The sequence below is a fragment of the Planosporangium flavigriseum genome, assembly GCF_011947225.1.
Classification (GTDB): domain Bacteria; phylum Actinomycetota; class Actinomycetes; order Mycobacteriales; family Micromonosporaceae; genus Planosporangium; species Planosporangium flavigriseum.
The window spans coordinates 18,309-43,887 of sequence record NZ_JAATVW010000017.1; the positions used below are offsets into that span (position 1 = coordinate 18,309).

Here is a 25,579-nt window from a genome sequence, read left to right on the forward strand (position 1 = left end):
TCCGTCGCGTCTCTCCCGCCGGGGGCAATGCGGCGGAGGCGAGGGCGATGAGGTACGAAACTATTCCGTGACCCCCCTTCACCAGATCGCCGCCGCGGTCCGGACCGACCTCATCGCGACCACACCGACGCCCCGTCCGTCGCCGAGCTGTGAGCACGCCCAGGAGCTGTGCCGGTGGGTGTACCGGCAGACCGGCCAGGTCTGGGCCGCCGAGGGCAGCTACCTGTTCCTGGTGAAGCCGCTGCGGGTCCTGCTGATCGTCACGCTGGCGATCCTCGCCCGGTCGTTGATCCACCGCATGATCAGCCGGCTGGTACGCAGCACGACCGGCGTCTCCTCCCCCACCCTGCTGCGTCCGTTACGCGAGAAGGTGCCGGGCACGCTGCTCCGCGACGCCGCCGGCACCCTGCCCGAACGCCGCCGGCAGCGGGCGGAGGCGCTCGGCTCGGTACTGCGCAGCATCACATCCGCCGCGATCTTCGTGATCGCGCTGATGCTGGTACTCGGCGAGCTGAGCATCAACCTGGCCCCACTGCTGGCCAGCGCCGGCATCGTCGGCCTCGCCATCGGTTTCGGCGCACAGAACCTGGTGAAGGACTTCGTGGCCGGCATGTTCATGCTGCTCGAGGATCAGTACGGGGTGGGCGACGTGGTCGACGTCGGCCAGGCGAGCGGCACCGTCGAGGCGGTGGGTCTGCGGATCACCACGATCCGCGACGCGCAGGGCGTGGTCTGGTACATCCGCAACGGCGAGATCCTCCGCGTCGGCAACAAGAGCCAGGGCTGGGCGCAGGTGGTGGTGGATATCCCAGTCGGGTTCGCGGGCGTGCAGGAGGCAACCGAGATCCTGCGTACCGCCGCGAGCGAGATGGCGGACGACCCGGCGTGGAGTGACGACCTGATCGAGGCGCCGGAGGTGCTCGGCGTCGAGCAGATCACCGCGGACGGCGCGGTGCTGCGTACCACCGTCAAGACCACGTCCGAGTCACAGTGGCGGGTCGGGCGCGAACTGCGCCGTTGCCTCACCGACGCGCTGGACCGGGCCGGCATCGCCGAGCGGCTCGGCGCCGGGCGGGTGCTGCTGCGGCCCTCGACTCCGAGCGGCGCGGAGCCGTTGACGCCGAACAGCGCGACCAAAACGCTGGGCACCGTCGGCAAGGTGACCGAGAGCGGACTCGACCACGCGCCCTGACGCGCTGTCGCCACCCGCCGGCAGGATCACCGCCGGCCCTCGCCCGGCAGGATCTCGATACCCTGCCGGGCGAAACCTTTTGGTCGTTTTTGCGAAATGTTGGCATGAACCTTTGGATGAGGGCTCGCGCGTCAGGCGGCCGGTGGATTATCGTCCGATCGTTCAGGTCCGCCGACTACATAAACCCTTTCGCCGGAGTTCGCTCCGCACGAAAGCCATCGAGGGACCTCTACCACCGCACCGACCGGACATTGTCAGATCCGATCTTGGAGGACCCACCGGTGCCCGTCCCGGACCACCGTCGCCCTACGGCCTTCCGCGAGGTTCTGGCGAACGGCGAGTTCCGGGCGATCTTCGCCGCCTCGGCGCTGTCGAGCCTCGGCGACTCGATGGCACGGGCGGCCGTCACCGCTCTCGTCTACCAGCACACCAAGTCCGTGCTGCTGACCGGGGCCACCTTCGCCATCAGTTTCCTGCCCTGGCTGGGCCTGGGCCCGTTGCTCGCGGCACTGGCCGAGCGGTACCCGTACCGGCGCACCATGGTCGTCTGCGACCTCGCGCGCATGGTCACGATCGCTCTGGTCGCGGTGCCGGACGTGCCGCTGGGCGCCCTGCTCGCCCTGTTGTTCATGACCGCGCTGTTCGATCCGCCGTTCCGCGCCGCACGGTCCGCCCTGACGCCGCGGATCCTGGAGGGCGAACGGTACGTCCTGGGTCTGTCGCTGTTCGAGACGACCAGCCAACTGACGCTGATTCTGGGCTACTTCACCGGCGGCGCCATGGCGGCCTACAGCCCTCGGATGGCGCTGCTGCTGGACGCCGCGACGTTCGGCATCTCGGCGTGCCTCGTCGGGCTCGGGATCCGGTACCGCGAGCCGGCGCTACGGCCGGACCGGCGGAGCAACCTGCTACGCGAGACGGCCGAAGGCTTCCGCGTGGTGTTCGGCGCCCACGTGCTGCGGTCGATCGCGATCGTCGTCTTCGCCTCGCTGCTGTTCGCGATCGTCCCGGAGGGCCTCGCGGCGGCGTGGGCCGGCCATCTGTCGCCGGACAGGCAGGCCCAGGGCTGGATGCAGGGCCTGATCATGTGCAGCATGCCGGTCGGCTTCATCCTGGGCAGCCTGCTGGTCAACCGGTTGGTCGGACTCTCCACCCGGCAGCGGCTCATCCGCCCGTTCGGGGTTCTCGCGCCGCTGGCCCTCGTGGGCGCGCTCGTCGACCCCAGCGTCTACGGCGTGGCGCTCATCTCGGCGGTCAGCGGCTTCGCGACCGCGGCCCTCCTGCCCGCGGCCAACGGCCTGTTCGTGCAGGCCCTGCCCAACCAGGTCCGGGCCCGGGCGTTCGGGGTGATGCAGAGCGGCGTACAGCTCTGCCAGGCCGGCGCAGTCCTCGGCATCGGCGCCCTGGCCAACCGCTTCCACCTGCCTCTGGTCGTGGGCCTGTGGGGCGCCGCCGGCACCGTCCTGATGCTGCTGATCAGCCTGGCCTGGCCCCGGCCGGAGGCCCTCGCCGACGCGATCGACCGGGCGCGGCGGGACAACGAGGAAGGCGAATCGACAGCCACTCCGAGCGAGCCTGGCAGAATCAAAGGGTGACGACGACACCCCAGACCCCCTCGTTCTACGACCAGGTCGGCGGGGAGCCGACGTTCCGCAAGCTCGTCGACGAGTTCTACGCGGGAGTCGCCACCGATCCCCTGCTGCGGCCGCTCTACCCGGAAGAGGACCTCGGCCCCGCCGCCGACCGGTTCGCGCTGTTCCTGATGCAGTACTGGGGTGGCCCCAACACGTACTCGGCCACGCGCGGCCACCCGCGCCTGCGCATGCGCCACGCCCCGTTCCGGGTCGGGCCGGCCGAGCGGGATGCCTGGCTGGGTCACATGCGCCGCGCGGTGGACTCCCTGGGCCTGCCGCCGGAGCAGGAGGCCGAGCTCTGGAACTACCTGGCCCGCGCCGCGTACTTCATGGTCAACACGCTCGACGACGAAGCCTGACGTAACCCCGACAACAGTTCAGGCCCGGCCCCTCGAAAGGGGCCGGGCCTGAACTGTCTAACCACGTGGGGTGACTGATGGGATTTGAACCCACGACACCCGGGACCACAACCCGGTGCTCTGCCAACTGAGCTACAGCCACCATGCTGACGCGGAGCTAGCTCCGCGGCGCCGACTCATGATAGCCATACTCCCCCGGGCCGCGTCGAGTGGGATACCGCAGTGGCGTGTCAGGCGTCGTCCTCGGCGCTGAGCAGCGAGGCGGCGACCGCCTTGGCGGTGTCGACGTCCGGCCCGGGCAGCGGTACGAACACGGTGCGCCGGTAGTACTCCAACTCGCGCACGCTCTCCCGGATGTCGGCCAGGGCGCGGTGCGCCAGGCCCTTCGCCGGCTGCCCGAAGTACACCCGCGGGTACCACCGCCGGGTCAATTCCTTGATCGACGAGACGTCGATCATCCGGTAGTGCAGGTGCGCGTCCAGGCGCGGCATGTCGCGCGCGAGGAAACCCCGGTCCGTGGCGATCGAGTTGCCGCAGAGCGGCGCCGTCCGCGGCTCCGGGACGTGGCGGCGCACGTACTCCAGGACCATGTCCTCGGCCTCCGCGACAGTCACCGTCGACTTCCGGACCGCATCCGTGAGGCCGGACCGCTCGTGCATCTGCCGCACCACCTCGGCCATGCCGTCCAACTTGGCGTCGTCGGCGTGGATCACCACGTCGAGGCCGTCGTCGAGCAGCTTCAGGTCGGGATCCGTCACCACCACCGCGACCTCGATGAGGGCGTCGTGGGCCAGATCCAGCCCGGTCATCTCACAGTCGATCCAGACCAAAAGATCACTCACGTAGACAGCCTAGTCCGCGTTCGGGCGTTCACGTGGCGGCCGGTGCCAGGTCACGATGGCGAGTCGCCGCCGATCGCCGTGGTGGCCAAGCCGGGCGATCAGGAAACGCGGGCCGATAGAGTGGCCGGGATCCGGTTGGCACCGACCTGGGAGCGAGCATGACCACGACACGCGCCGGCGGCGCGCGAGTCGGTCCTCGCCACCTCGTCGCCCTGGTGGCAGCGTGGGCCACCGCCGTCGCCGCCCATGTCTGGTACGGCGACCGGCACGGGTTCTTCGACTTCACCATCTACTACCGCGCGGTGCGCTGGTGGGCGGACGGCCACCACGTCTACTCCTACAGCCAGCCAGATCCGGTGCAGGGCTCGCTCGGCTTCACCTACCCGCCCTGCGCGGCGCTGCTGTTACGCCCCCTCGCCGCGCTCCCCCTCGGCGCCGCGCAGGTGGTGTTCAGCGCGGTGTCGGTCACGGTGCTGCTCGCGGCCGTCTGGTTCCTGGTCGCCCCGGTGGCGGCCCGGCACGGGTACCCGCCCTGGTTCGGGGTCGCGCTCACGGTTCCCCTGGTGAGCTGGTTGGAGCCGGTACGGGAGAGCTTCACGTTCGGGCAGATCAACTTCATCCTGCTCGGGCTCGTCGTGATCGACCTGATGGTGGCCGTGCCGCGCCGGTCCCGGCTGGCCGGGGTGGGCATCGGCCTCGCCGCCGCGATCAAGCTCACGCCGGCCATCTTCGTGCTCTACCTGCTACTGACCCGTCGGCGGCGGGCCGCCGGCACGGCGGTCATCTCCGCAATCGCGGCGAACGCCCTCGGTGCGGCGCTGATGTGGCACGACACCTGGCGGTTCTGGACCGAACTGCTGTGGCGGACCGAGCGGATCGGCCACCTGGACCGACTGGAGAACCAGTCCCTGATGGGCACGCTGACCCGGCTGGGCGACGGCGCCGCCAACAAGCCGGCGTGGGTGCTCATGGTCGTACTCGTCGCCGGGTACGGGCTGTGGCGGGCCCGCCGGGCGGCGCTGGCCGGCGACGAACCGAGCGGCCTCATCCTGACCGCGCTCGTCGGCTGCCTGATCAGCCCCGTGACGTGGACCCACCACCTGCTGTGGTTCGCGCCGGCGCTGGTCGTACTCGTCGACGCGGCGCTGGACCGGAACGGAACCGGCCGGCGGCGCTGTACGGCGGTCACGACGGCGGCTGTGCTCTATGTCACGGCCGCGTTCAGCGTGGTCAGCTGGTACGACTGGGGCGTCGTGAAGCCGTCGGCGGACGCCGGCCTGGCGGGCTTCCTCATCGACAACTGGTACGTGCTGCTCATGCTCGCGCTGCTGGTCACGCTGCCTTTCCGGTCAGTGCGGGGGGCCGAAAAGACGATCGACGAGCCCACCGAAGGGCGGCCCGCCCTGACCTAAAGCCCATAGCCGGCTAGCCGACATAGCACAGTTTGACGCAAATAGACAGACCTGGCGGGATCGCTTTGCTCGCATTACCGTATGGCTTGTCCGAAATGATCCCCACGGACACGAAGTACGGCACGGATGTACACCGTCGCCGTCGCGGACGGTCTGGTGCTTCCCCCCGCACCTGATCGCCGACAACTATAAAAGTCACCATCCCCCCCAACAGGTGACGAAGTGGCCTCCGTCGCGGCGGGGGCCACGGTTGTTTCCGGCCACGGTTGTTTCCCGGCCCCGCCCCTTCAGGCCGTGTCCCGGCTCAGGAGGCCGGCTTGACCAGCGGGAACGGCAGCGTCTCGCGGATGGCCCGGCCGGTCAGCAGCATGACGAGCCGGTCGATGCCCACGCCCAGCCCGCCGGTCGGCGGCATCGCGTACTCGAGGGTGTGCAGGAAGTCCTCGTCGAGCTCCATCGCCTCCGGATCGCCACCGGCGGCGAGCAGGGACTGGGCCGTCAACCGGTGTCGCTGCTCCACCGGGTCGATCAGCTCGGTGTACGCGGTGCCCAGCTCCATCCCGAAGGCCACCAGGTCCCACCGCTCGGCCAGCCGCGGATCCTCGCGGTGCGCCCGGGTCAGCGGCGACACCTCGGTGGGGAAGTCCGTGTAGAACGTCGGCGCCTCGGTCTGCGCCTCCACCAGGCGCTCGTACATCTCCAGCACGACCTGCCCGGCCCCCCACGACGCCTGCACCGGCACCTTCGCCCCCGCCGCCAGCTCCCGCAGGCGCTCCAGCGACGTGTCCGGGTCGATCTTCTCCCCCAGCGCCAGGGAGATCGCCTCGTACACCGGCACGACCGGCCACGGACCGCTCAGGTCCACCTCGACGTCGTTGCGGCGGGCCACGGGCCTCCCGTACGCGGCGGTCGCGGCACCGATAATCAGGTCGCGGGTCAGCTCGCGCATCGAGACGTAGTCGCCGTAGGCCTCGTACGCCTCCAGCATCGTGAACTCGGGGTTGTGAGTGGCGTCGACACCCTCGTTACGGAAGTCGCGACCCAGCTCGAAGACCTTCTCCACGCCGCCGACGGCGAGCCGCTTGAGGTACAGCTCCGGGGCGATACGCAGGTAGAGGCGCATGTCGTAGGCGTTGCTCTGGGTGACGAACGGACGGGCGTTGGCCCCGCCGTGGATGCGCTGCAGGATCGGCGTCTCGACCTCCAGGTACCCGCGCTCGACCAGCGTCGTGCGTACCGCGTGCAGCGCGGCGGAGCGCACCCGCAGCATCTCCCGCGCGCTCGGGTTCACGATCAGGTCGAGGTGCCGCTGACGTACCAGCGCCTCCGGGTCGGCCAGGCCGCGGTGCTTGTCCGGCAACGGACGCAGGCACTTGGCCGTCAACGCCCACTCCTCGGCCCGCACCGTGACCTCGCCACGCCGCGTCGTGATCACCTCGCCGCTGATCCCGACGTGGTCGCCGAGGTCCACCGCGTACTTCCAGTCACCGATCGTGTCGCCCTCGATCATGACCTGCACGTCGCCCGACCAGTCCCGCAGCGTGGCGAAGACCAGCCCGCCGTGGTCGCGCTCCAGGAGCACCCGACCGGCGACCGCGACCCGGTCCCCGGTCCGGGTATCGGGCGCGAGGTGCGCATATGCCGACCTGATCTCGCCACACCCACGGGTACGCGCGAAGCCCGGCGGGTACGGGTCGACCCCGCCCGCCCGCAGCGTGTCCAGCTTCGCCAGCCGTACCCGCGTCTGCTCCGGCACCGCCGTGGCGCGGTCGGTCGCCGGCTTCTCCTCGACGACGACCTGCTCCGGCTCGACCGCTGTGCCTTCGACCCCGGTGCCCTCCGGCAGCGCCTCGGCCGGCCGCGTGGCGCCGCGCCGCAGCAGGGTGCGCAGGCTCGGCACGACGACGAACCCCTCGGCGATGCCGGAGGCGATGCCGACCTTGGCCATGTCCCGGATGTCTTCGAAGCAGACGTAGCGCGGCACCCACTCCGGCCGGTACTTCACGTTCGAGCGGTACAGCGATTCCAGCTGGAACCAGCGCGAGAAGAACAGCAGAAGCCCGCGCCAGGCCCGGATGATCGGGCCGGCGCCGATGCGGGCACCCTCCTCGAAGACCGCCCGGAACATGGCGAAGTTCAGCGAGATCCGCTCGACGCCCATCCCCGGAGAGGCCGCGATCACCTCGGTGACCATGTACTCGATGAGCCCGTTGTCGCTGGCACGGTCCCGGCGCATCAGGTCCAGCGACAGGCCGTGGACGCCCCACGGCACGAACGACAGCAGCGCTGCCTCTTCGCCGTTCGCGTCGAGCGCCTCGACCAGCACGCACCGGCCGTCACTCACATCGCCCAGCCGGCCGAGCGCCATCGAGAAGCCGCGCTCGGTCTCGGTGTCGCGCCAGCGGGCGGCGAGGTCGATGATGTGTGCCATCTCGTCGCGGGAGATGTCGGCGTGGCGGCGAATGCGGACGGTGTACCCGGCGCGCTGCACTCGGTTGGCCGCCTGCCGCACCGGGCGCATCTCCCGGCCCTCTAGGCTGAAGTCGCGTACGTGGATGATCGCCTCGTCACCCAGTTCGATCACGCGCAGCCCGGCGCGCGCGTACGCGGTGGCGCCCTCCTCGCCGGCCCCCATCACCGCCGGCGTCCAGGCGTACGCCCGGCACATCTCCAGCCAGGACGCGATGGCCGGCCCCCACGCCTCCGGGTCGCCGAGCGGGTCGCCGCTGGCCAGGCACACCCCACCCACGACCCGGTAGGTGATGGCCGCCTTGCCGGTGGGCGAGAAAATGACTGACTTGTCCCGGCGGGTCGCGAAGTACCCCAGCGAGTCCCGCTCACCGGACTCGGCCAGCAGCGCGCGTACCTTGCGCTCCTCGGCGGGCGCGAGGGCCGCGGCGGCGAGCTGGGAGCGGAACAGCACGTACAGCGAGGCGAAGAGGCTGATCGCACCGAACAGGCCGAGGACCAGGTTGACCCAGCCGGGGGCGCCGCCCGCTCGGGTGACGTCGAAGACGAACGCGCCACCGGTGACCTTCTCGGCGGCGTAGAGGAACTCGTCGGCGCCGTTGCGCAGCGAACCCGGGAACGCCTCGACCAGCGCCCACCCGGCCAACGAGAAGGCCAGCAGCAGGCCCAGCAGCGTGGCCACGGCCTTGCGCAGGCTGGCCCGCTGTACCCGCGCGTAGAACTGCCGGTGCGAGACGGTCAGGAGGGCGAGCATGGCGGCGGTCAGCAGCAGGTTGCCGGCGGCGATCCACGGCTCGAACGGCTTGAGGTCGGTCTCCCAGTACTCCGACGGAGACGTGCGGATCAGGTCGTACACGCCGAACAGCACCAGGTCGGCGACGACCTGCAGGCCGAAGCCGACCACCAGCATCCAGAAGGCGGCCCGTTTGCGGTGCGCCACGGCGACGGCCAGGACGCCCATGAAGGCGGCGTAGCCGAGGTTGGCCGGGGCGGGTACGAGCAGCTCGTCGACTGCCACCCGGACCCACTGGACCCGGTGGTGGAACGCGGCGCTGACCGCGGCGACCGCGCAGAGCGCGGCGAGCACCGTCAACGCACCGGCGAACACCGATGGTATGCGCTCCCGCCAGTCGCGCCGGTCCTCGCTCGACCGCCCCGCCACTGTTCGCTCTGCCGCTTCGGACACCAAATCTCCTCAAACCACCAACGTGCCCAAAGATATGCGCGCGAGTGTCCTCGCCGCTCCCCCCAAGTCTGATCGATGACCGGGGTCAGGTGATCGGCACCTCCGCGATCACGGTGGCGGTGTCGATCTCGGTGGTGCGCAGCGTGAACCGCAGCTGCCAGGTTCCCGCCTGACCCAGCTGGGCCTGCGCGACGGCGTGGTTCTCGGAGACCGGCAGCACCGGCAGGTCCACCGGCTCGATGCCCTGCCCGGGCAGGGCGGCGGTGGCCTTCCACTCCTTGACGGCGAGCGCGGCGCCGTCTGCGCTGAAGGCGTACAGGTGGATGGTGTTCGCCCCGGTGTGCTTGGGTTCGAGCTGCACCTGCAGCGAGTACAGCTTCGTGGTCAGCGTCGCGTTGTACGTCGTGTTCTCCTGGCGGGAGGCCTGCTCCAGGGCGGCCCGGGCCGGCGTGGTCTGCACCAGCGCCGACGTCAGGCCGAGGACGACCACGGCACCGACCACCTCCACCAGCACCGACCGGCGCAGCCGCCGGGACGGCTGGACACCGTCGACGCCGTCGACGGTGTCGGCCCTGTCGACCTCTTCGGCCGCGGGCTGCGCCACTCGCCGCGTCAGCCGGCGGGAGTACCAGGCCGCAGCGAGCACCAGCGCCAGCAGACCGACCTTGACCAGGAGCAGCCGGCCGTACGTCGTGTCGTACAGCCCGCGCAGCGAGCCGATCGAGACCAGCGCCTGCACGGTGCCGGCGACCACCAGCACGCTGACCGCGATCATCGCCCACCGCGACCAGACCGGCAGGATCGCGGCGAGCTCACGGGCGTTGGCCCGCCGCAGCAGGAACCCGAAGAGCATGACCAGCCCGCCGAGCCAGACCGCCATCGCGCCGAGGTGCGCCGCATCGGCGATCGTCGTGACGACCGGCACGGAACTGGCGGCGGCATGCCCCGAGATCGGCCAGGTGGCCAGCCCGACCACGGCGAGGATCGCGACGAGGGCGCGGTCGGTCCAGCTCGCGCGGCTGTCCTCGGTGCCAGGTCGGTTGGCGAACGCCGGCAGCAGCACCAGCAACGCGGCGATGACACCGATCCGCACCAGGTGCGCGGCCCCGTACTGGCTGTTGAACACCTCGCGCAGGTCGGCGGCGCTGGCCCCGAACACACTGGTCCCCGCGTGATAGGGCGCCTGCAGGTACTGCTCGGCCAGGGCCGAGACACCGACGAGGCCGACACCGACCTTGACCATCCGTAGCGGCCCCCGCCCGGACAGCCGCCGTGGCCACAGCAGGGCCAGGAAGAGCGCCGGGCCCGCTACGAGGACGAGTCCGGCGTACCCGAGGTAGCGCGCTCCGCCTAACAGCGTGGTCACCAGCGGGTCGCTCTGCGTGCCGCTGGTGGCCGTGGTCGGCGCGTTCGCCGACGGCGCGCCGATGGAGAACGGGATGGCACCCGAGACGGGGTGGCTGTCCGCCGAGATCACCCGGAAGCTGATCAGGTAGCTGCCGCGCTCGGTGGTCTGCTTCATCGGGATGTGCAGCTGCGAGCCCTGGACGGTCGGTGCGCCCTGCTCGACCCGGCGCCCGTCCGGGCCGATGATTTGGATCTTCTGCGGCACGACGCGTACGGGCTCGCTGAACGTCAACACCACCTCGCCCGGCGAACTCGCCAGTACCGCGCCGGACTGCGGTTCGCTCTGCAACAGGGCCGCGTGGGCGCTCGCCGGGCTGGCGGGCGTGAGGAGAACGGCCAGCAGTCCGAAGAGCAGTCCCGCCAGCGCGGTGAGGGCACGGCACCGAGTCATGCGCCAATGCTCCACGATCCGCCCGTGGCCGCTACCCCGGCCCTGGTCAACGTTCACGCTGCTGGTAGTCGATCGGGAAGCGGGGAAAGTTCCCGGGTCAGTGATACAGGTCACGCATGGAACTGAGCGGCGGTCAGGAGGCGACAAACCCCGGTGAGCATCACGGATCGCTGGGTGGAGGCGCGTCCCTGGCTCGGCACGCTCGCCCGGCTGGGACTCGCCGCCGTATGGATGATCGCCGGCGGCACCAAGATCGGCGACCTGGCCGCGTCGGGGCGGGCGGTGGCCGCCTACAAGCTGATGCCGGTGGAGGTGGCCCGCGTCGTCGGCGCGGCGCTGCCGTTCGTGGAGCTGGCGCTGGGCGTACTGCTGCTGGTGGGCCTGGCCACCCGGCTAGCCGCCGCCATCTCCGCGGCGCTGTTCATCGTCTACATCGTGGGTATCGCGGCCGCATGGGCGCGCGGGCTGAACATCGACTGCGGCTGCTTCAGCCGCGGCGGGGAGCTCGCACCGGGGCAGCACGCCAATTACCTCCCGGAGATCCTGCGTGACGTCGGTTTTCTGGCGGTCGCCGGGTTCCTGGTGAGCTGGCCGCGCACGCGCCTCGCGCTCGACGAATGGCTCTTTCGGGGAGAGACAGCATGAGTTCACGGGCCAACAAGAAACAGGCCGCGAAGGTGGTACGCGAGCAGATCGCCCGGGAACGGGCCCGGGCCCGGCGGGTCTGGGTGTCGATCGCGGCCGTGGCGGTGCTCGTGATCGCGGGCCTCGTCGGCTGGGGGGTGTACTCCAGCCAGCGCTCGTCCAGCTTCACCGCGCCGGCGCACGCGACCGCGAACGGCGACGGGCTCGTCGTCGGCGCCGGACCGAAGACCGTCGAGCTGTACCTCGACTTCATCTGCCCGGCCTGCCGGAACTTCGAGGAGTCCGGCGGCTCCAGCCTCAACCAGATGGCCGCCGCCAACAAGATCAAGCTCGTGTACCACCCGGTGGCGTTCCTGGACCGGGCCTCCACGACCCAGTACTCGACGCGGTCCGCCGCGGCGGCCGGGTGCGCCTCCGACGCCGGGAAGCTGCCCGAGTTCGTGCAGGCGATGTACGCCAACCAGCCGCCCGAGGGCAGCGCGGGCCTGAGCAACGACCAGATCATCCAGCTGGCGCACCGGGCCGGGATCACCGGCTCGGGCTTCGACACCTGTGTACGCGACGGCAAGTACAGGCCCTGGGTCCAGCACGTCACGGACGCGGCCGTGTCCCGCGGCGTGACCGGCACCCCGACGGTGTTCGTCGAGGGCAAGCAGGTCGAGGCGAGGCTGCCCGCCATCACGCAGGCGCTCGGCGGCGGACCGGTAGGTTGAGGACATGACCGCGACTCGGCTCTCCCCGGGCGACCAGGCCCCGGACTTCACGCTGCCCACCGCTGACGGTGGCCAGTTGACCCTCTCCGACCTGCGCGGCCGCAAGGTCGTGCTGTACGCGTACCCGGCGGCCATGACGCCCGGGTGCACCACGCAGGCCTGCGACTTCCGGGACTCGCTCGCCTCCCTGCAGGGCGCCGGGTACCAGGTCGTGGGGATCTCGCCGGACAAGCCGGAGAAGCTGGCCCAGTTCGTCGAGCGGGACGCGTTGACCTTCCCTCTCGTGGCCGACCAGGACAGGTCGGTGCTGACCCAGTACGGCGCGTACGGCGAGAAGCAGAACTACGGCAAGACCGTCATGGGCGTGATCCGGTCGACCTTCGTCCTCGACGAGGAAGGCCGCGTGGAGCGGGCGCTCTACAACGTGAAGGCAACGGGCCACGTGACCAAGCTGCGCCGCGAGCTAGGCATCGACTAGCACTTTTCCGATCTTGGACACTTGGCGGGGTCATAGGCCCGCCAAGTGTCCAAGATCGTGAAAATGGCTCTAGAATCGTGGCGCCGCGCGGGAGTGGCGGAATGGCAGACGCGCCAGACTTAGGATCTGGTGTCTTCGGACGTAGGGGTTCAAGTCCCCTCTCCCGCACCATCTTCATCGCCCGGGATACCTGAGCCAGTGGCACCGGACCGGGCGAGATACCGCCCGACGCACTACCGCGCCGCGCCCGCGTGAGACCTCTTGCCGCCAAGGATTGAACCGTGGTTCGATTCTTGCATGGCCTACCGCAGCACCGACCGTGTGAAGGCCCGGCTGAGCGCCTCCCGGCAGCGGATCATCACCGCGGCGCTGGAGATCATGGCCCAGCACGGGTACGCCGGCTGCTCCGTCGCCGCCGTGGCCGAGCGCGCCGGGATGGCGACCGGTAGCGTCTACAGCCACTTCCCCACCAAGGCTGACCTGTTCGCCGAGGTCTTCCGCATCGCCTCACAGCGGGAGGTCGACGCGGTCACCCGCGCCGCCGCCCTCGAAACCACCATGGCCGACCGGATCACCGCGGTCATCGAGACGTTCGCCGGCCGCGCGTGGAAGTCGCCCCGGCTGGCGTACGCCCTGCTCGCCGAGCCGGTCGATCCAGCGGTCGACGCCGAGCGGCTGGTCTTCCGGCGGGCGTACGCCCACGCGATCGCCGGCTACGTCGCCGAGGGCGTGGCCAGCGGCGAACTCCCCTGCCAGGACCCCGACCTGACCGCCACCGCCCTGGTCGGCGCCCTCGGCGAGGCCATGGTCGGCCCGCTCGCCGCCGGAGTCGCGGGCCCGGACACCATCCCCGGCCTGATCACTTTTGCCCACCGCGCGCTTGGAGTGTCGACGTGATCACACATGAGGTGTTCAACCAGGTTCCATCGCTGGTCGGCTACGACGCGGCGGACGACGCGGCCCTGCTCGACGGGCTCCATCGGGAGGGCGCCGGCTGGGCCGCGGCCGAGGTGCACGAACTCGGCCGGCTCGGCGGCTCCGAGCAGGCGATCGAGTGGGGCCGGCTGGCCAACGAGCACCCGCCGGCGCTGCGTACCCACGACCGCTACGGGCACCGGATCGACGAGGTCGAGTTCCACCCGCACTGGCACGACCTGATGCGTACGGCGGTCAGCCACGGCCTGCACGCCGCGCCCTGGACCGACGACCGCGTCGGCGCCCACGTCGCCCGGGCCGCCAAGTTCTACACCTGGCGCCCGGACGCCGGCCACGGCTGCCCCATCTCGATGACCTACGCGTCGGTCCCGGCGCTGCGACACAACCCCGACCTGGCCTCACAGTACGAGCCGCTGCTCACGAGCACGGTGTACGACTTCGGGCTGCGGGCACCGCTGTCCAAGCAGGGGCTGCTGGCCGGCATGTCGATGACGGAGAAGCAGGGCGGCTCGGACGTACGCGCCAACACCACGGTCGCGCGCCCCGAACCGGACGGCAGCTACCGGCTCGTCGGGCACAAGTGGTTCACCTCGGCGCCCATGTGCGACGTCTTCCTCACGCTCGCCCAGGCGCCCGGCGGGCTCACCTGCTTCCTGGTCCCCCGCGTCCTGCCCGACGGCACGCGCAACCCGATGCGGTTGATGCGCCTGAAGGACAAGCTGGGCAACAGGTCCAACGCGTCGTCCGAAGTGGAGTACGAGGACGCGGTCGCCTGGCGGGTCGGCGACGAGGGCCGTGGCGTCCGCACGATCATCGACATGGTCAACCTGACCCGGCTGGACTGCGTGATCGGCGCGGCGGCCGGGATGCGCCAGGAGCTGATCATGGCTGCCCACCACGTCACCCACCGGCAGGCGTTCGGCCGCTACCTCGTCGACCAGCCGCTGATGCGCAACGTCCTGGCCGATCTCGCGGTGGAGTCCGAGGCCGCCACCGTGCTGATGATGCGGCTGGCCGGGGCGACCGACCGGTCCGCGCGCGGCGACGCCGGCGAGACGGCGTTCAAGCGGCTCGCCCTCGCGGTCGGCAAGTACTGGGTCTGCAAGCGCTGGCCGGGCCACGCCGCCGAGGCCCTCGAATGCCTGGGCGGCAACGGGTACGTCGAGGAGTCAGGCATGCCCCGGCTGTACCGGGAGTCGCCGCTGAACGGGATCTGGGAGGGCTCGGGCAACGTCGCCGCGCTGGACGTCCTGCGCGCGCTCGTACGCGAGCCGCAGGTCATGGAGGCGTTCCGGGCCGAGGTGGCCGCCGCGGCCGGCGCCGATCCCCGGCTCGACGCCGCGGTACGCGCACTCCAGGCCGACCTGTCCGACCCCGGCGACCTCGAACTGCGGGCCCGCCGCGTGGTCGAGCGCCTCGCGCTCGTCCTCCAGGGTTCGCTGCTGGTACGGCACGGCCACCCGGCCGTCGCCGACGCCTTCTGCGCCTCCCGACTGGCCGGCGACCACGGCCAGTCGTACGGCACCCTGCCGACCGGCGTCGACTTCGCCGCGATCATCGCCCGCGCTACCCCGAAAGTGAGCTGACGTGCCGTTCTCCGTCCGGATCACGGTCCGTGGGTACGAACTGGACACCCAGGGCCACCTGAACTCGGCGGTGTACCACCAGTACGGCGAGCACGCCCGCTGGGAGTACCTCAAGGCGGCCGGCGTAACCACGGACAAGCTGCTCGCCTCCGGGGTCGGCCCGGTGCAGCTGGAAGCCACGATCAAGTTCTTCCGGGAACTGCGCGGTGGCGACGAAGTCGACGTGACCTGCGAGTTCTCACCGCGCGCCGGATGATCCCCGATCCGGGCGGCCACCTGCGCGGCCTCGCCGACGACCCGGCGATCTTCGGCCTGGAAAGCGCCCCTGTTGGTTAAGAGGGTGCCCCTGTTGCCGCGTGAGCGCTAACAGGGGCACCCTCCTGAACAAGAGGGGAAGAACGCCGTCCAGTTGAGCGGCCTCGAGCGCCTCGACCTGATCCCCGACCGCGACGAACACTGATGACGAAATCCGGCGCACGGATTTTCGCAGCGCGCCGGCCGGTAGAGATGGGGACAAGACGCCACCAGCCGACCGACGCCGGTCACACATTTCCCGTTGTCAGGCGATTGACCGGTGAATAAAACCATGCATACAGTCCCCTTGTGAATGGACCGGCGTCAGGACTGCTGGAGCTGTTCGACGGGCAGCGGCTCACGCCGGCCCAGCGGCGCATCGCGCAGTGCCTGGTCGAGCACGCCGCCGACGCCGCCTACCTGTCCAGCGGTGAGCTGGCCGAGCTGGCCCAGGTGAGCCAGCCCAGCGTGACCCGGTTCGCCGCGGCGCTGGGCTTCGACGGGTACCCGGGCCTGCGCCGCCGTCTCCGGGAGCTGACCGCGGGCACACCCCGGCCCGCTGACGAGCACAACGAGGCACAGCGGGCCGTCCTCGCCGAGGCCGGCAACCTCGCCCGGCTCGCCGAGTCGCTCGCCGACCGCCGCCCGGTCGAGGAGGCGGGCAAGCTGCTCGCCGCCAGCCGGCCGCTGCCCGTACTCGGACTGCGCGCCGCCGCGCCGATGGCCGCCTACTTCGGGTACTTCGCCGCGAAGGTGCACCCGGACGTGCGGGTACTCGACACCGGCGGCAGCGCGTGCGCGGATCGGCTGGAACAGGCCCACGCGGCCGGCGCGACCGCCATGCTGGCGTTCGTGCTGCCGCGATACCCCAGGGAGGCCCACGACGCCATACGGGAGGCCAGGCACCTCGGCCTGTCCACGATCGTCGTCACGGACTCCCCCGTGAGCCCCGTCGCCGACGACGCCGACCTGACGCTGGCCGCCGCGGTCGGGTCCCGGCTCGTGTTCGACCTGCACACCGCGCCGCTGGCGCTCGCCGGCGTGCTGCTGCAGGCGATGTGCGACGCGGCGCCCGCACAGACCCAGTCCCGGCTGGAGGCGTTCGAGCAGTCGGCCGCCCGCCGCCAGGTCTTCCTGCCCTAGGAGGTAGTCGTGGACCCGATCCGCGCCGCGCGCGGTACCGAACTGTCGGCCCTCGGCTGGCAGCAGGAGGCCGCGCTCCGCATGCTGCACAACAACCTCGACCCCGAGGTGGCCGAGCGCCCGCAGGACCTCGTCGTGTACGGCGGCACCGGCAAGGCCGCCCGCGACTGGCCGTCGTTCCACGCGCTGACCCGCACGCTCCGGTCACTGCGCGACGACGAGACCATGCTGGTGCAGTCCGGCCGCCCGGTGGGCGTGTTCCGTACCCATGAATGGGCCCCGCGTGTGCTGATCGCGAACTCCAACCTGGTCGGCGACTGGGCGACCTGGCCCGAGTTCCGCCGCCTGGAGGCGCTCGGGCTGACCATGTACGGGCAGATGACCGCCGGCTCCTGGATCTACATCGGCACCCAGGGCATCCTGCAGGGCACGTACGAGACGTTCGCGGCCGTGGCGGCGAAACGGTTCGGTGGGTCGCTGGCAGGGACCCTCACGCTGACCGCCGGCTGCGGCGGAATGGGCGGCGCGCAGCCCCTCGCGGTCACGATGAACGACGGGGTCTGCCTGGTCATCGACGTGGACGCCGCCCGACTGCGGCGTCGCGTCGACACCCGCTACCTCGACATGGTGGCGAGCGACCTGGACGAAGCCCTGGCGACGGTCCTGAAGGCCAAGGCGGAGCGCCGGGCGCTGTCGGTCGGCGTGGTGGGCAACGCCGCGACGCTCGTACCCGAGATCCTGGCCCGCGGCGTCGGAGTCGACATCGTCACCGATCAGACCAGCGCGCACGACCCGCTGTCCTATGTACCCGAGGGCGTCGACCCGGGCGACGCGCCGGACTACGCGGCGAAGAAGCCGGAGGAGTTCACGGACCGGGCCCGCGCGTCGATGGCGAAGCACGTCGAGGCGATGGTCGGATTCCTGGACGCGGGCACCGAGGTGTTCGACTACGGCAACTCGATCCGGGGCGAGGCGAAGCTGGGCGGCTACGAGCGGGCGTTCGACTTCCCCGGCTTCGTGCCGGCGTACATCCGGCCGCTGTTCTGCGAGGGCAAGGGGCCGTTCCGGTGGGCGGCGCTCTCCGGCGACCCGGCCGACATCGCCGCCACCGACCGGGCGATCCTCGAACTCTTTCCCGAGAACGAGTCGCTGGCCCGGTGGATCAGGATGGCCGGCGAGCGGGTGGCGTTCCAGGGGCTGCCGGCGCGCATCTGCTGGCTCGGGTACGGCGAGCGGGACAAGGCCGGTCTGCGGTTCAACGAGCTGGTCGCGAGCGGAGCCGTAACCGCGCCGATCGTGATCGGCCGCGATCACCTGGACTGCGGATCGGTCGCGTCGCCGTACCGGGAGACCGAGGCGATGCGCGACGGCTCCGACGCGATCGCCGACTGGCCGCTGCTCAACGCCCTGGTCAACACGGCGAGCGGTGCGAGCTGGGTCAGCATTCACCACGGCGGCGGCGTCGGGATCGGCCGGTCCATCCACGCCGGCCAGGTCACCGTCGCCGACGGCACTCCCCTCGCGGCGCAGAAGATCGAACGGGTACTGACCAACGACCCCGGCATGGGCGTGATCCGGCACGTCGACGCCGGGTACGAGCGTGCCGAGCAGGTCGCCGCCGAGCATGGAGTACGGGTACCGATGCGGGAGTCCGATGATGTCACCTGAACGCTTCGCCGCGCTGTGGCGCTCGCTGCTGCCGATCGGCCGGGACGGGCGCGACGGCGGGTACCTGCGCCGCTCGTGGGGGCCGGCGGACCTGGAGTGCCGCGAGTGGTTCGTCGAGGAGGCGCTCGACCGCGACCTGACGCTCGACCCCGACGGCAACGGGAACCTGTTCGCCTGGTGGGGAGACCCGACCGCCGGGGACGCTGTGGTAACCGGCAGCCACCTGGACTCGGTACCGCACGGCGGCGCGTACGACGGCCCCCTCGGCGTGGTCTCCGCGCTGCTCGCGGTCGACGAACTGCGCGAGCGGGGCCGCAAGCCCCGGCGCCCCATCGGGCTCGCCGTCTTCACCGAGGAGGAGGGGGCCAGGTTCGGCGTCGCCTGCCTCGGCTCCCGGCTGCTCACCGGCGCGATCGACCCTGCCCGGGCCCGGGCCCTGACCGACCGCGACGGCCTGACCCTCGCCGACGCGATGACGAAGGCCGGCCACGAACCACTTGACCTGGGCGCCGACCCCGAGCGGCTGGGCCGGATCGGGGCCTTCGTCGAACTGCACATCGAGCAGGGCCGCGCGCTGACCGACCTGGACGCGCCCGTCGGGGTCGGCAGCGCGATCTGGCCGCACGGCCGCTGGCGGATGGAGTTCACCGGCGAGGCCAACCACGCCGGTACGACCCGGACGGCCGACCGGCGCGACCCCATGCTGGCGTTCGCCGCAGCCGTACTGGCCGCGAACGAAGAGGCCCACCGGCAGGGTGCGCACGCGACCATCGGCCGGGTCGAGGTGACGCCCAACGCCACCAACGCGATCGCCTCGTCGGTCGCCGCGTGGCTGGACGCCCGCGCGGCCTCCGCCGAGGCCCTGTCATCCCTGGTGGCCGCGGTGCGGGAACGGATCAACGAGCGGGCCGCCGCCGTCGGCACGGGCTTCGCGATGATCGCGGAGTCCGAGAGCCCGATCGTCGAGTTCGACTCCGGGCTGCGTGACCGGATCGCGGCGCGGCTCGGCGGGGCGCCGGTGTTGCCGACCGGCGCCGGCCACGACGCCGGCGTGCTGTCGGCGCACGTACCGACGGCGATGCTGTTCGTACGCAACCCGACCGGGGTGTCCCACGCACCGACCGAGTACGCCACCGACGCCGACTGCGCGGCCGGGGTGACCGCCCTCGCGGACACGTTGGAGGAGTTGGCGTGCTGAATCGCTACTGGGCCGAACACGCGCTGCTCAACGGCGCTGCGGCTCAGGGCGTGCTCATCGAGGTCGACGACGGGCGGATCACGGCGGTCACGCCGGGGGCTTCTGATCGGGATGCCGTCCGGCTACCCGGCCTCACCCTGCCCGGGCTGGCCAACGCGCACTCGCACGCGTTCCACCGGGCGCTGCGCGGCCGTACCCACGACGGCAGCGGCACGTTCTGGACCTGGCGGGACCGGATGTACGCCCTGGCCGACCGCCTCGATCCGGACAGCTACTACGCCCTCGCCCGCGCCACGTACGCCGAGATGGCCCTCGCCGGGGTCACCTGCGTGGGCGAGTTCCACTACCTGCACCACTCCCCCACCGGCTCGCCGTACCCGCTTCCCAACGCCATGGGCTCGGCGCTGATCCAGGCAGCCGCAGCTGCCGGCATCCGGATCACGCTGCTCGACGCCTGTTACCTGACGTCCAGCGTGGACGGGAAACCGCTGGCGGGCCCGCAGCGCCGCTTCGGTGACGGCAACGCTTCGCGCTGGACAGCACGGGCGGCGACGATCGAACCGGCCCCGCACGCGAAGATCGGCGCCGCGATCCACAGCGTCCGGGCCGTACCCGCCGATCAACTCGCCACGGTCGCCGACTGGGCGGCGGAACGCGGGGCCCCGCTGCACTTCCACCTGTCGGAGCAGCGCGGCGAGAACGACGCCTGCCTAGAGTTTTATGGACGCACCCCGACCGAGGTGCTCGCCGATGCCGGCGCGCTCGGGCCCGCCAGCACCGCCGTACACGCCACCCACCTCACCGACCTTGACCGTACCGAGCTGGGCGACACCGAAACGGCCGTCTGCCTCTGCCCCACCACCGAGCGCGACCTCGCCGACGGGATCGGCCCGGCGCGGGCCCTCGCCGACGCCGGCAGCCCGCTCTGCCTGGGCAGCGACAGCCACGCGGTGATCGACCTGTTCGAGGAGGCCCGCACGGTCGAGCTGGACGAACGGCTGCGCACCGAGCGCCGGGGCCACTTCGACGCCGCCGAGCTGTTGCGGGCGGCCAGCAGTGCCGGCCACAAAGCGTTGGGCTGGGACGACGCGGGCGTCATCGCGCCCGGCGCGCGGGCGGATCTGGTGACGGTCCGGCTCGACTCGGTCCGCACCGCTGGCGTCGAGGCAGGACCGGCGGTGGTCTTCTCCGCCGGCGCGGCAGACGTGTCGCACGTGGTCGTCGACGGGAGGGTGATCGTCCGCGACGGCGTTCACCGGTCGATCGACGTTGCCGCCGAACTCGCCCGGTCGATCGGGGCGCTGTGGTGAGCCTTCTCGTCACCAACCTCGGTGAGCTCGTCACCAACGATCCAACGCTGGGCGACGGGCCGCTCGGACTGCGCCGCGACGCCGCGATCGTGATCGAGGACGGGCGCGTGGCCTGGATCGGAGACGCAGCAGCCGCCCCCGCCGCAGACGAGCGGCGAGACGCCGAAGGGCGGGCCGGACTGCCCGGGTTCGTCGACAGCCACGCCCATCTCGTCTTCGCCGGGGACCGCGCGGCCGAGTTCGCCGCGCGGATGGCCGGCGAGCCGTACACCGGCGGCGGCATCCGCACCACCGTCGCGGCCACCCGCGCCGCCAGCGACGACGCGCTTCGCGCCAACGTGGTGCGCCTACGCCGCGAAGCGCTACGCCAGGGCACGACCACGATCGAGATCAAATCCGGGTACGGGCTGAGCGTCGCCGACGAGGCCCGCTCGCTGCGGATCGCGGCCGAGTTCACCGACGAGACCACGTTCCTCGGTGCGCACGTGGTGCCCGCCGATCGCGAGCCCGACGACTACGTCAAAGACGTGTGCGGGGAGATGCTGGCCGCCTGCAGCCCGTACGCGAAATGGGTCGACGTCTTCTGCGAGCGCGGCGCGTTCGACGGCGAGCAGTCCCGCGCGGTCCTGATCGCCGGCCGCAAGGCGGGCCTGGGCCTGCGCGTGCACGCCAACCAACTCGGCCCCGGGCCCGGTGTGCAACTGGCCGTCGAACTGGGCGCGGCGAGCGCCGATCACTGTACCCACCTGACCGATCAGGACGTCGCGGCGCTGAGCGGCTCCGGCACCGTCGCCGCTCTGCTGCCCGGTGCCGAGTTCTCGACCCGCTCGCCGTACCCGGACGCACGCCGCCTGCTCGACGCGGGCGTGACCGTCGCCCTCGCCACCGACTGCAACCCCGGCTCGTCGTACACGTCGTCGATGCCGTTCTGCATCGCCCTCGCGGTCCGGGAAATGCGGATAACCCCGGCGGAAGCGGTCCACGCGGCGACCGCCGGCGGTGCGCGGGCGCTGCGCCGCGACGATGTGGGCCGGCGCCGCTCGCCCACTGCGCCCTGGTCGCAATGGGCGAAGGCTGGGCGCTCGGCAAGGACGGCGCCCGCCTCGGTGCGGCGGAGGCGCTGCAGTCGGCCGGACTGCGACCGATCGAGCTGGCGGCCAAGGAGGGGCTGGCGCTCATCAACGGCACCGACGGCATGCTCGGCATGCTGCTGCTGGCCCTGTACGACCTCGCCCACCTGCTCACCATGGCCGACCTGACCGCGGCGCTCGCCATCGAGGCGATGCTCGGCACGGACCGGCCGTTCCAGCCCGAACTGCACGCGATCCGCCCCCACCCCGGCCAGGCCGTCTCCGCCGCCAACATCTACCGGCTGCTGCAGGACTCCCGGATCATGGACTCGCACCGCAACGACCTCGTCCACGCGGTGCAGGACGCGTACTCGATGCGCTGCGCCCCGCAGGTCTCCGGCGCCGCCCGGGACACGGTGGAGTTCGCGAGAACCGTGGCGGCCCGGGAGCTGGTGTCCATCGTGGACAACCCGGTCGTCCTGCCGGACGGGCGGGTCGAGTCGACCGGCAACTTCCACGGCGCCCCGCTCGGGTTCGCCTGCGACTTCCTCGCGATCGCCGCCGCCGAGGTCGGCGCGATCTCCGAGCGGCGCGTCGACCGGCTGCTCGACGTGTGCCGGTCGCGCGACCTGCCGCCGTTCCTGACCCCGGACGCGGGCGTCAACTCCGGGCTGATGATCGCCCAGTACACAGCGGCCGGGATCGTGGCCGAGAACCGGCGGCTGGCGTCGCCGGCGAGCGTGGACTCCCTCCCGACCTCCGGCATGCAGGAGGACCACGTCTCGATGGGCTGGGCGGCGGGCCGCAAGCTGCGTACCGTCCTGGACAACCTGACCAGCCTGCTCGCCGTCGAGCTGCTGGCGTCAGTACGCGGCCTGCAACTCCGGGCGCCACTGACGCCGTCGCCGGCCGGCCGGGTGGCCAGCTCGATGGTCGAACCGTTCGCCGGGCAGCCCGGACCGGATCTGTTTCTCGCGCCGGTCCTGGAGGCCGCCCGTGACCTGGTCCGCGGCCCTGAGCTGCGCGCTGCCGTGGAGGCCGCGGTCGGCCCGCTGCGCTAATGGGACTCGATCTGCTCGTGAAGAATGTCCGCGAGCGCCCGCATCGCCTGGCCGCGGTGGCTGATCGCGTCCTTCTCCTCGGCCGTGAGCTCCGCATTGGTCCGGGTGTTGCCGGCCGCCACGAAGATCGGGTCGTACCCGAAGCCGTTCTCCCCGCGCGGCTCGCGGATCAGCTTGCCCGGCTGCCTGCCGTGGGTGACGTACTCGCGGCCGCCGGGAATACACAGCGCCGCCGCGCAGACGAACTCGGCGCCCAGGTGTTCGTCCGGCACCTCGGCCACCTGGCCCAGCACGAGCCGCAGGTTGGCCTCGTCGTCCCCGTGCCGGCCGGCCCAGCGGGCGCTGAACACGCCCGGCATGCCGTTGAGCACGTCGACGGTGATCCCGGAGTCGTCGGCGATCGTCGGCAGCCCGGTCGCCTGCACGCCGGCGCGCGCCTTGAGCAGCGCGTTCTCCTCGAACGTCAACCCGGTCTCGGGGACCTCCGGGTAGGCCGGGACGTCATCGAGCCCCGCGATCTCGACGTCGGCGCCGGTCGCGTCGAGGATGCGCCGCAGCTCGCGCAGCTTCTTGGCGTTCCGCGTCGCCAGCAGCACCCTCACGACAGCGCCTCGCGCTGGATGCGGGTCAGCTCGGCGCAGCCGGCCGCGCCGAGGTCGATCAACGCGTCCAACTCGGCGCGGTTGAACACGTCCTGCTCCCCGGTGCCCTGGACTTCGACCAGGTCACCGGCGCCGGTGCAGACCACGTTCATGTCCACGTCGGCGACGACGTCCTCCTCGTAGCACAGGTCCAGCCGCGGCTCGCCGCGGAGGATGCCGACGCTCACGGCGCTGACCGATCGGTGCATCACCTTCTCCACCGAGCTTTTCAACGAGCCGTTCTCGGCCATCCACGACACCGCATCGTGCAGCGCCACATACGCGCCGGTGATGGCCGCCGTACGGGTGCCACCGTCGGCCTGCAGCACGTCGCAGTCGAGGACGATCGAGTTCTCCCCAAGCGCCTTGAGATCGACGCAGGCCCGCAGGCTGCGGCCGATCAGCCGGGAGATCTCGTGCGTACGCCCGCTGATCTTGCCTCGGACGCTCTCCCGCTCGCTGCGCGTCGTGGTGGCGCGCGGCAGCATCGCGTACTCCGCGGTGACCCAGCCGAGGCCGGAACCCTTGCGCCAACGCGGCACCCCCTCGGTGACGCTGGCGGTGCACAGCACCCAGGTGTCGCCGAACTGGACGAGCACCGAACCTTCCGGGTGCTTGGTCCAGTTGCGTTGCAGGGTCACCGGGCGCAGTTGATCCGGTGCGCGTCCATCGGGTCGGGCCATGACCATCACCCTAGGGTGCGGGTGCGACGGTCCTCACGTCAGCCCTTTGTTGTTCTTCTTCTCCTGCGGGTGCTCGTCCACCTTCCGGTCGTCGCGCAGCGGGAGGTACGGCTCCTTGTCTTGCGGCCGCAGGCCGGTCACGATGGCCCGCTGCCGCTCCAGTTCCGCGTCGAACTCGGCTCCCAACAGGATCGCGATGTTCGAAATCCACAGCCAGACCAGGGCCGCGATCGCGCCGCCCAGGGCACCGTAGGTCTTGTTGTACGAGCCGAAGTTCGACACGTACAGCGCGAACGCGCCGGAGGCGATGACCCACACCACGACGGCGAGCACGCCGCCCGGGGTGATCCAGCGGAACCCGGTGTGCCGGGCGTTGGGCGCCAGGTAGTACAGCAGCGCGAAAGCCAGGCTGATCAGAACGAGCACGACCGGCCACTTGGCGATGTTCCAGACGAGAATGGCCGTGTTGCCGACGTGCAGCAGGCGGCCGACCACCTCGGCGAGCTTGCCGGTCAGCACGACGGCCAGGGCGCTGACCACCAGCAGGGCGCCGATCAGGATCGTCAGGCCGAGGCGCAGCGGCAGCGTCTTCCAGAAGGGGCGCCCCTCCGGCACGTCGTAGATCGCGTTCGCGGCCCGCATGAACGCCCCGATGTAGCCCGACGCCGACCACAGCGCGCCGAGCAGACCGACGATCGCGAAGATCCCGGCGCCAGCGCTCGCGTTCTGCAGCGCCTTCTCGATCGCCGGCCCGATCACCGGCTGCGCCTGCGGCGGCAGGAACTGCTGGATGGCCTTGATCACCGTGCCCGGGGCGTTCTTGCTGAGCATGCCCAGCCCCGAGGCCAGCGCCAGCAGCCCGGGGAACAGCGACAGGATGCCGTAGTAGGTCAGGGCCGCCGCCCAGTCGGTGAGGTTGTCGGTCTGGAACTGCTTGAGGGTGCGCTTGAGCACGCCCTTCCAACTCGGTTTGGTCAGGTCGGTCGGGCTCTCGGGCTGCGCCCGACCGGCCCGCTCCTTCTCTTCGTCGGTTGCCTGCTGGCCGGCCGGGTCCTGCTGTCGGTCTCGTTGCTGAGGCAGGTCCTGCCGCCGGTCGCGCGTGTCTCGCTCGTCCACCGTGCGCTCCTTCCGGGATTACCGCTTGTGTTCCCGAAATGAGCACGGTGAACCGTCAATGGATCGTGATCGGCGGCGAAATGTGTTGCTCAAGCCTGGCCAGTGCCGCCTCGATCTCGGCATCGATCCTGATGTCCGCGCGCTG

Annotated in this window: 20 protein-coding genes, 2 tRNA genes and 2 pseudogenes; 17 read left to right on the forward strand and 7 right to left on the reverse strand. The window is 71.2% G+C overall.

Annotated elements, in window-relative coordinates; translation table 11 throughout:
* Window positions 1-67: 67 nt before the first annotated feature.
* The 3 genes from HC028_RS20850 to HC028_RS20860 all read left to right on the forward strand — a co-directional run bounded on the left by HC028_RS20850 (window position 68) and on the right by HC028_RS20860 (window position 3,185).
* The gene (locus tag HC028_RS20850; RefSeq protein ID WP_373313921.1) at window positions 68-1,192 is read left to right on the forward strand and encodes a mechanosensitive ion channel family protein; all 1,125 of its coding nucleotides are present in this window, start codon (window positions 68-70) and stop codon (window positions 1,190-1,192) included.
* A gap of 281 nt (window positions 1,193-1,473) precedes the next feature.
* Complete coding sequence (locus HC028_RS20855) at window positions 1,474-2,787, forward strand: MFS transporter (RefSeq protein WP_168079077.1); 1,314 nt, start codon at window positions 1,474-1,476, stop codon at window positions 2,785-2,787.
* A complete protein-coding gene (locus HC028_RS20860; protein ID WP_203981323.1) occupies window positions 2,784-3,185 on the forward strand; it encodes a globin in 402 nt (133 codons plus the stop codon). The genes HC028_RS20855 and HC028_RS20860 overlap by 4 nt, the downstream gene beginning before the upstream one ends.
* Before the next feature lie 66 nt (window positions 3,186-3,251).
* Here the strand turns inward: HC028_RS20860 and HC028_RS20865 are convergent.
* Both HC028_RS20865 and orn read right to left on the reverse strand, forming a co-directional pair.
* A tRNA-His gene (locus HC028_RS20865) sits at window positions 3,252-3,327 on the reverse strand.
* An 88-nt stretch (window positions 3,328-3,415) separates the two neighbouring features.
* On the reverse strand, window positions 3,416-4,027 hold the full coding sequence (gene orn, locus HC028_RS20870) for an oligoribonuclease (protein WP_168079078.1): 612 nt from the start codon (window positions 4,025-4,027) through the stop codon (window positions 3,416-3,418).
* Window positions 4,028-4,185: 158 nt separating this feature from the next.
* On the opposite strand from orn, the gene HC028_RS20875 reads away from it, so the two are divergent.
* Window positions 4,186-5,439, forward strand: a complete 1,254-nt coding sequence (locus HC028_RS20875) for a glycosyltransferase 87 family protein (protein ID WP_168079079.1) — start codon at window positions 4,186-4,188, stop codon at window positions 5,437-5,439.
* A gap of 304 nt (window positions 5,440-5,743) precedes the next feature.
* Here HC028_RS20875 and lysX read toward each other — a convergent pair whose 3' ends face one another.
* Entirely contained in the window at window positions 5,744-9,094 is a 3,351-nt protein-coding gene (gene lysX, locus HC028_RS20880; RefSeq protein ID WP_239075464.1) for a bifunctional lysylphosphatidylglycerol synthetase/lysine--tRNA ligase LysX, read from the reverse strand.
* Window positions 9,095-9,179: 85 nt separating this feature from the next.
* Complete coding sequence (locus HC028_RS20885) at window positions 9,180-10,892, reverse strand: copper resistance CopC/CopD family protein (protein ID WP_168079080.1); 1,713 nt, start codon at window positions 10,890-10,892, stop codon at window positions 9,180-9,182.
* 153 nt (window positions 10,893-11,045) lie between these two features.
* On the opposite strand from HC028_RS20885, the gene HC028_RS20890 reads away from it, so the two are divergent.
* The 13 genes and pseudogenes from HC028_RS20890 to HC028_RS20950 all read left to right on the forward strand — a co-directional run.
* The gene (locus HC028_RS20890; RefSeq protein ID WP_168079081.1) at window positions 11,046-11,537 is read left to right on the forward strand and encodes a MauE/DoxX family redox-associated membrane protein; all 492 of its coding nucleotides are present in this window, start codon (window positions 11,046-11,048) and stop codon (window positions 11,535-11,537) included.
* Window positions 11,534-12,250: a DsbA family protein gene (locus HC028_RS20895; RefSeq protein WP_168079082.1), complete on the forward strand. Its 717-nt coding sequence runs from the start codon at window positions 11,534-11,536 to the stop codon at window positions 12,248-12,250. Before HC028_RS20890 ends, HC028_RS20895 begins: the two co-directional genes overlap by 4 nt.
* A gap of 4 nt (window positions 12,251-12,254) precedes the next feature.
* Window positions 12,255-12,728 carry a thioredoxin-dependent thiol peroxidase gene (gene bcp, locus HC028_RS20900; protein WP_168079083.1) on the forward strand — a complete coding sequence of 158 codons (474 nt, stop codon included), beginning with the start codon at window positions 12,255-12,257 and terminating at the stop codon, window positions 12,726-12,728.
* 87 nt (window positions 12,729-12,815) lie between these two features.
* Window positions 12,816-12,899, forward strand: a tRNA-Leu gene (locus HC028_RS20905).
* A 126-nt stretch (window positions 12,900-13,025) separates the two neighbouring features.
* Window positions 13,026-13,625, forward strand: a complete 600-nt coding sequence (locus HC028_RS20910) for a TetR/AcrR family transcriptional regulator (RefSeq protein ID WP_168079084.1) — start codon at window positions 13,026-13,028, stop codon at window positions 13,623-13,625.
* A complete protein-coding gene (locus HC028_RS20915; protein ID WP_168079085.1) occupies window positions 13,622-15,250 on the forward strand; it encodes an isovaleryl-CoA dehydrogenase in 1,629 nt (542 codons plus the stop codon). The genes HC028_RS20910 and HC028_RS20915 overlap by 4 nt, the downstream gene beginning before the upstream one ends.
* Window position 15,251: 1 nt before the next feature.
* Window positions 15,252-15,506 carry an acyl-CoA thioesterase gene (locus HC028_RS20920; RefSeq protein ID WP_168079086.1) on the forward strand — a complete coding sequence of 85 codons (255 nt, stop codon included), beginning with the start codon at window positions 15,252-15,254 and terminating at the stop codon, window positions 15,504-15,506.
* A 347-nt stretch (window positions 15,507-15,853) separates the two neighbouring features.
* Window positions 15,854-16,687, forward strand: a complete 834-nt coding sequence (locus HC028_RS20925; RefSeq protein WP_168079087.1) for a MurR/RpiR family transcriptional regulator — start codon at window positions 15,854-15,856, stop codon at window positions 16,685-16,687.
* Window positions 16,688-16,696: 9 nt separating this feature from the next.
* Window positions 16,697-18,355 carry a urocanate hydratase gene (hutU, locus tag HC028_RS20930; RefSeq protein ID WP_168079088.1) on the forward strand — a complete coding sequence of 553 codons (1,659 nt, stop codon included), beginning with the start codon at window positions 16,697-16,699 and terminating at the stop codon, window positions 18,353-18,355.
* Window positions 18,345-19,553 carry an allantoate amidohydrolase gene (locus HC028_RS20935; protein ID WP_373313919.1) on the forward strand — a complete coding sequence of 403 codons (1,209 nt, stop codon included), beginning with the start codon at window positions 18,345-18,347 and terminating at the stop codon, window positions 19,551-19,553. Before hutU ends, HC028_RS20935 begins: the two co-directional genes overlap by 11 nt.
* Window positions 19,550-20,863: a formimidoylglutamate deiminase gene (locus HC028_RS20940; RefSeq protein WP_205861592.1), complete on the forward strand. Its 1,314-nt coding sequence runs from the start codon at window positions 19,550-19,552 to the stop codon at window positions 20,861-20,863. The genes HC028_RS20935 and HC028_RS20940 overlap by 4 nt, the downstream gene beginning before the upstream one ends.
* A pseudogene (gene hutI / locus HC028_RS20945) lies at window positions 20,857-21,897 on the forward strand (imidazolonepropionase); the annotation flags it as partial. The gene HC028_RS20940 and the pseudogene hutI, both read left to right, overlap by 7 nt.
* A pseudogene (locus HC028_RS20950) lies at window positions 21,897-22,994 on the forward strand (aromatic amino acid lyase); the annotation flags it as partial. The pseudogenes hutI and HC028_RS20950, both read left to right, overlap by 1 nt.
* Here HC028_RS20950 and rdgB read toward each other — a convergent pair.
* From rdgB to HC028_RS20965, 3 genes are read right to left on the reverse strand one after another with little or no spacing between them, the layout of a single operon-like run.
* Window positions 22,991-23,596 carry an RdgB/HAM1 family non-canonical purine NTP pyrophosphatase gene (gene rdgB / locus HC028_RS20955; RefSeq protein ID WP_168079091.1) on the reverse strand — a complete coding sequence of 202 codons (606 nt, stop codon included), beginning with the start codon at window positions 23,594-23,596 and terminating at the stop codon, window positions 22,991-22,993. The pseudogene HC028_RS20950 and the gene rdgB sit on opposite strands and share 4 nt — an antisense overlap.
* Window positions 23,593-24,318: a ribonuclease PH gene (gene rph, locus HC028_RS20960; RefSeq protein ID WP_168079092.1), complete on the reverse strand. Its 726-nt coding sequence runs from the start codon at window positions 24,316-24,318 to the stop codon at window positions 23,593-23,595. Before rph ends, rdgB begins: the two co-directional genes overlap by 4 nt.
* 33 nt (window positions 24,319-24,351) lie before the next feature.
* Window positions 24,352-25,434: a YihY/virulence factor BrkB family protein gene (locus HC028_RS20965; RefSeq protein WP_168079093.1), complete on the reverse strand. Its 1,083-nt coding sequence runs from the start codon at window positions 25,432-25,434 to the stop codon at window positions 24,352-24,354.
* Window positions 25,435-25,579 lie beyond the last annotated feature (145 nt).

Excerpts from the sequence above, each read along its gene's own strand:
- HC028_RS20875 (WP_168079079.1), top strand. The coding sequence starts at position 4,186 with ATGACCACGACACGCGCCGGCGGCGCGCGAGTCGGTCCTCGCCACCTC.
- HC028_RS20895 (WP_168079082.1), top strand. The coding sequence starts at position 11,534 with ATGAGTTCACGGGCCAACAAGAAACAGGCCGCGAAGGTGGTACGCGAG.
- HC028_RS20885 (WP_168079080.1), bottom strand. The coding sequence starts at position 10,892 with ATGACTCGGTGCCGTGCCCTCACCGCGCTGGCGGGACTGCTCTTCGGA.
- bcp (WP_168079083.1), top strand. The coding sequence starts at position 12,255 with ATGACCGCGACTCGGCTCTCCCCGGGCGACCAGGCCCCGGACTTCACG.
- rph (WP_168079092.1), bottom strand. The coding sequence starts at position 24,318 with ATGGCCCGACCCGATGGACGCGCACCGGATCAACTGCGCCCGGTGACC.
- HC028_RS20910 (WP_168079084.1), top strand. The coding sequence starts at position 13,026 with ATGGCCTACCGCAGCACCGACCGTGTGAAGGCCCGGCTGAGCGCCTCC.
- HC028_RS20935 (WP_373313919.1), top strand. The coding sequence starts at position 18,345 with ATGTCACCTGAACGCTTCGCCGCGCTGTGGCGCTCGCTGCTGCCGATC.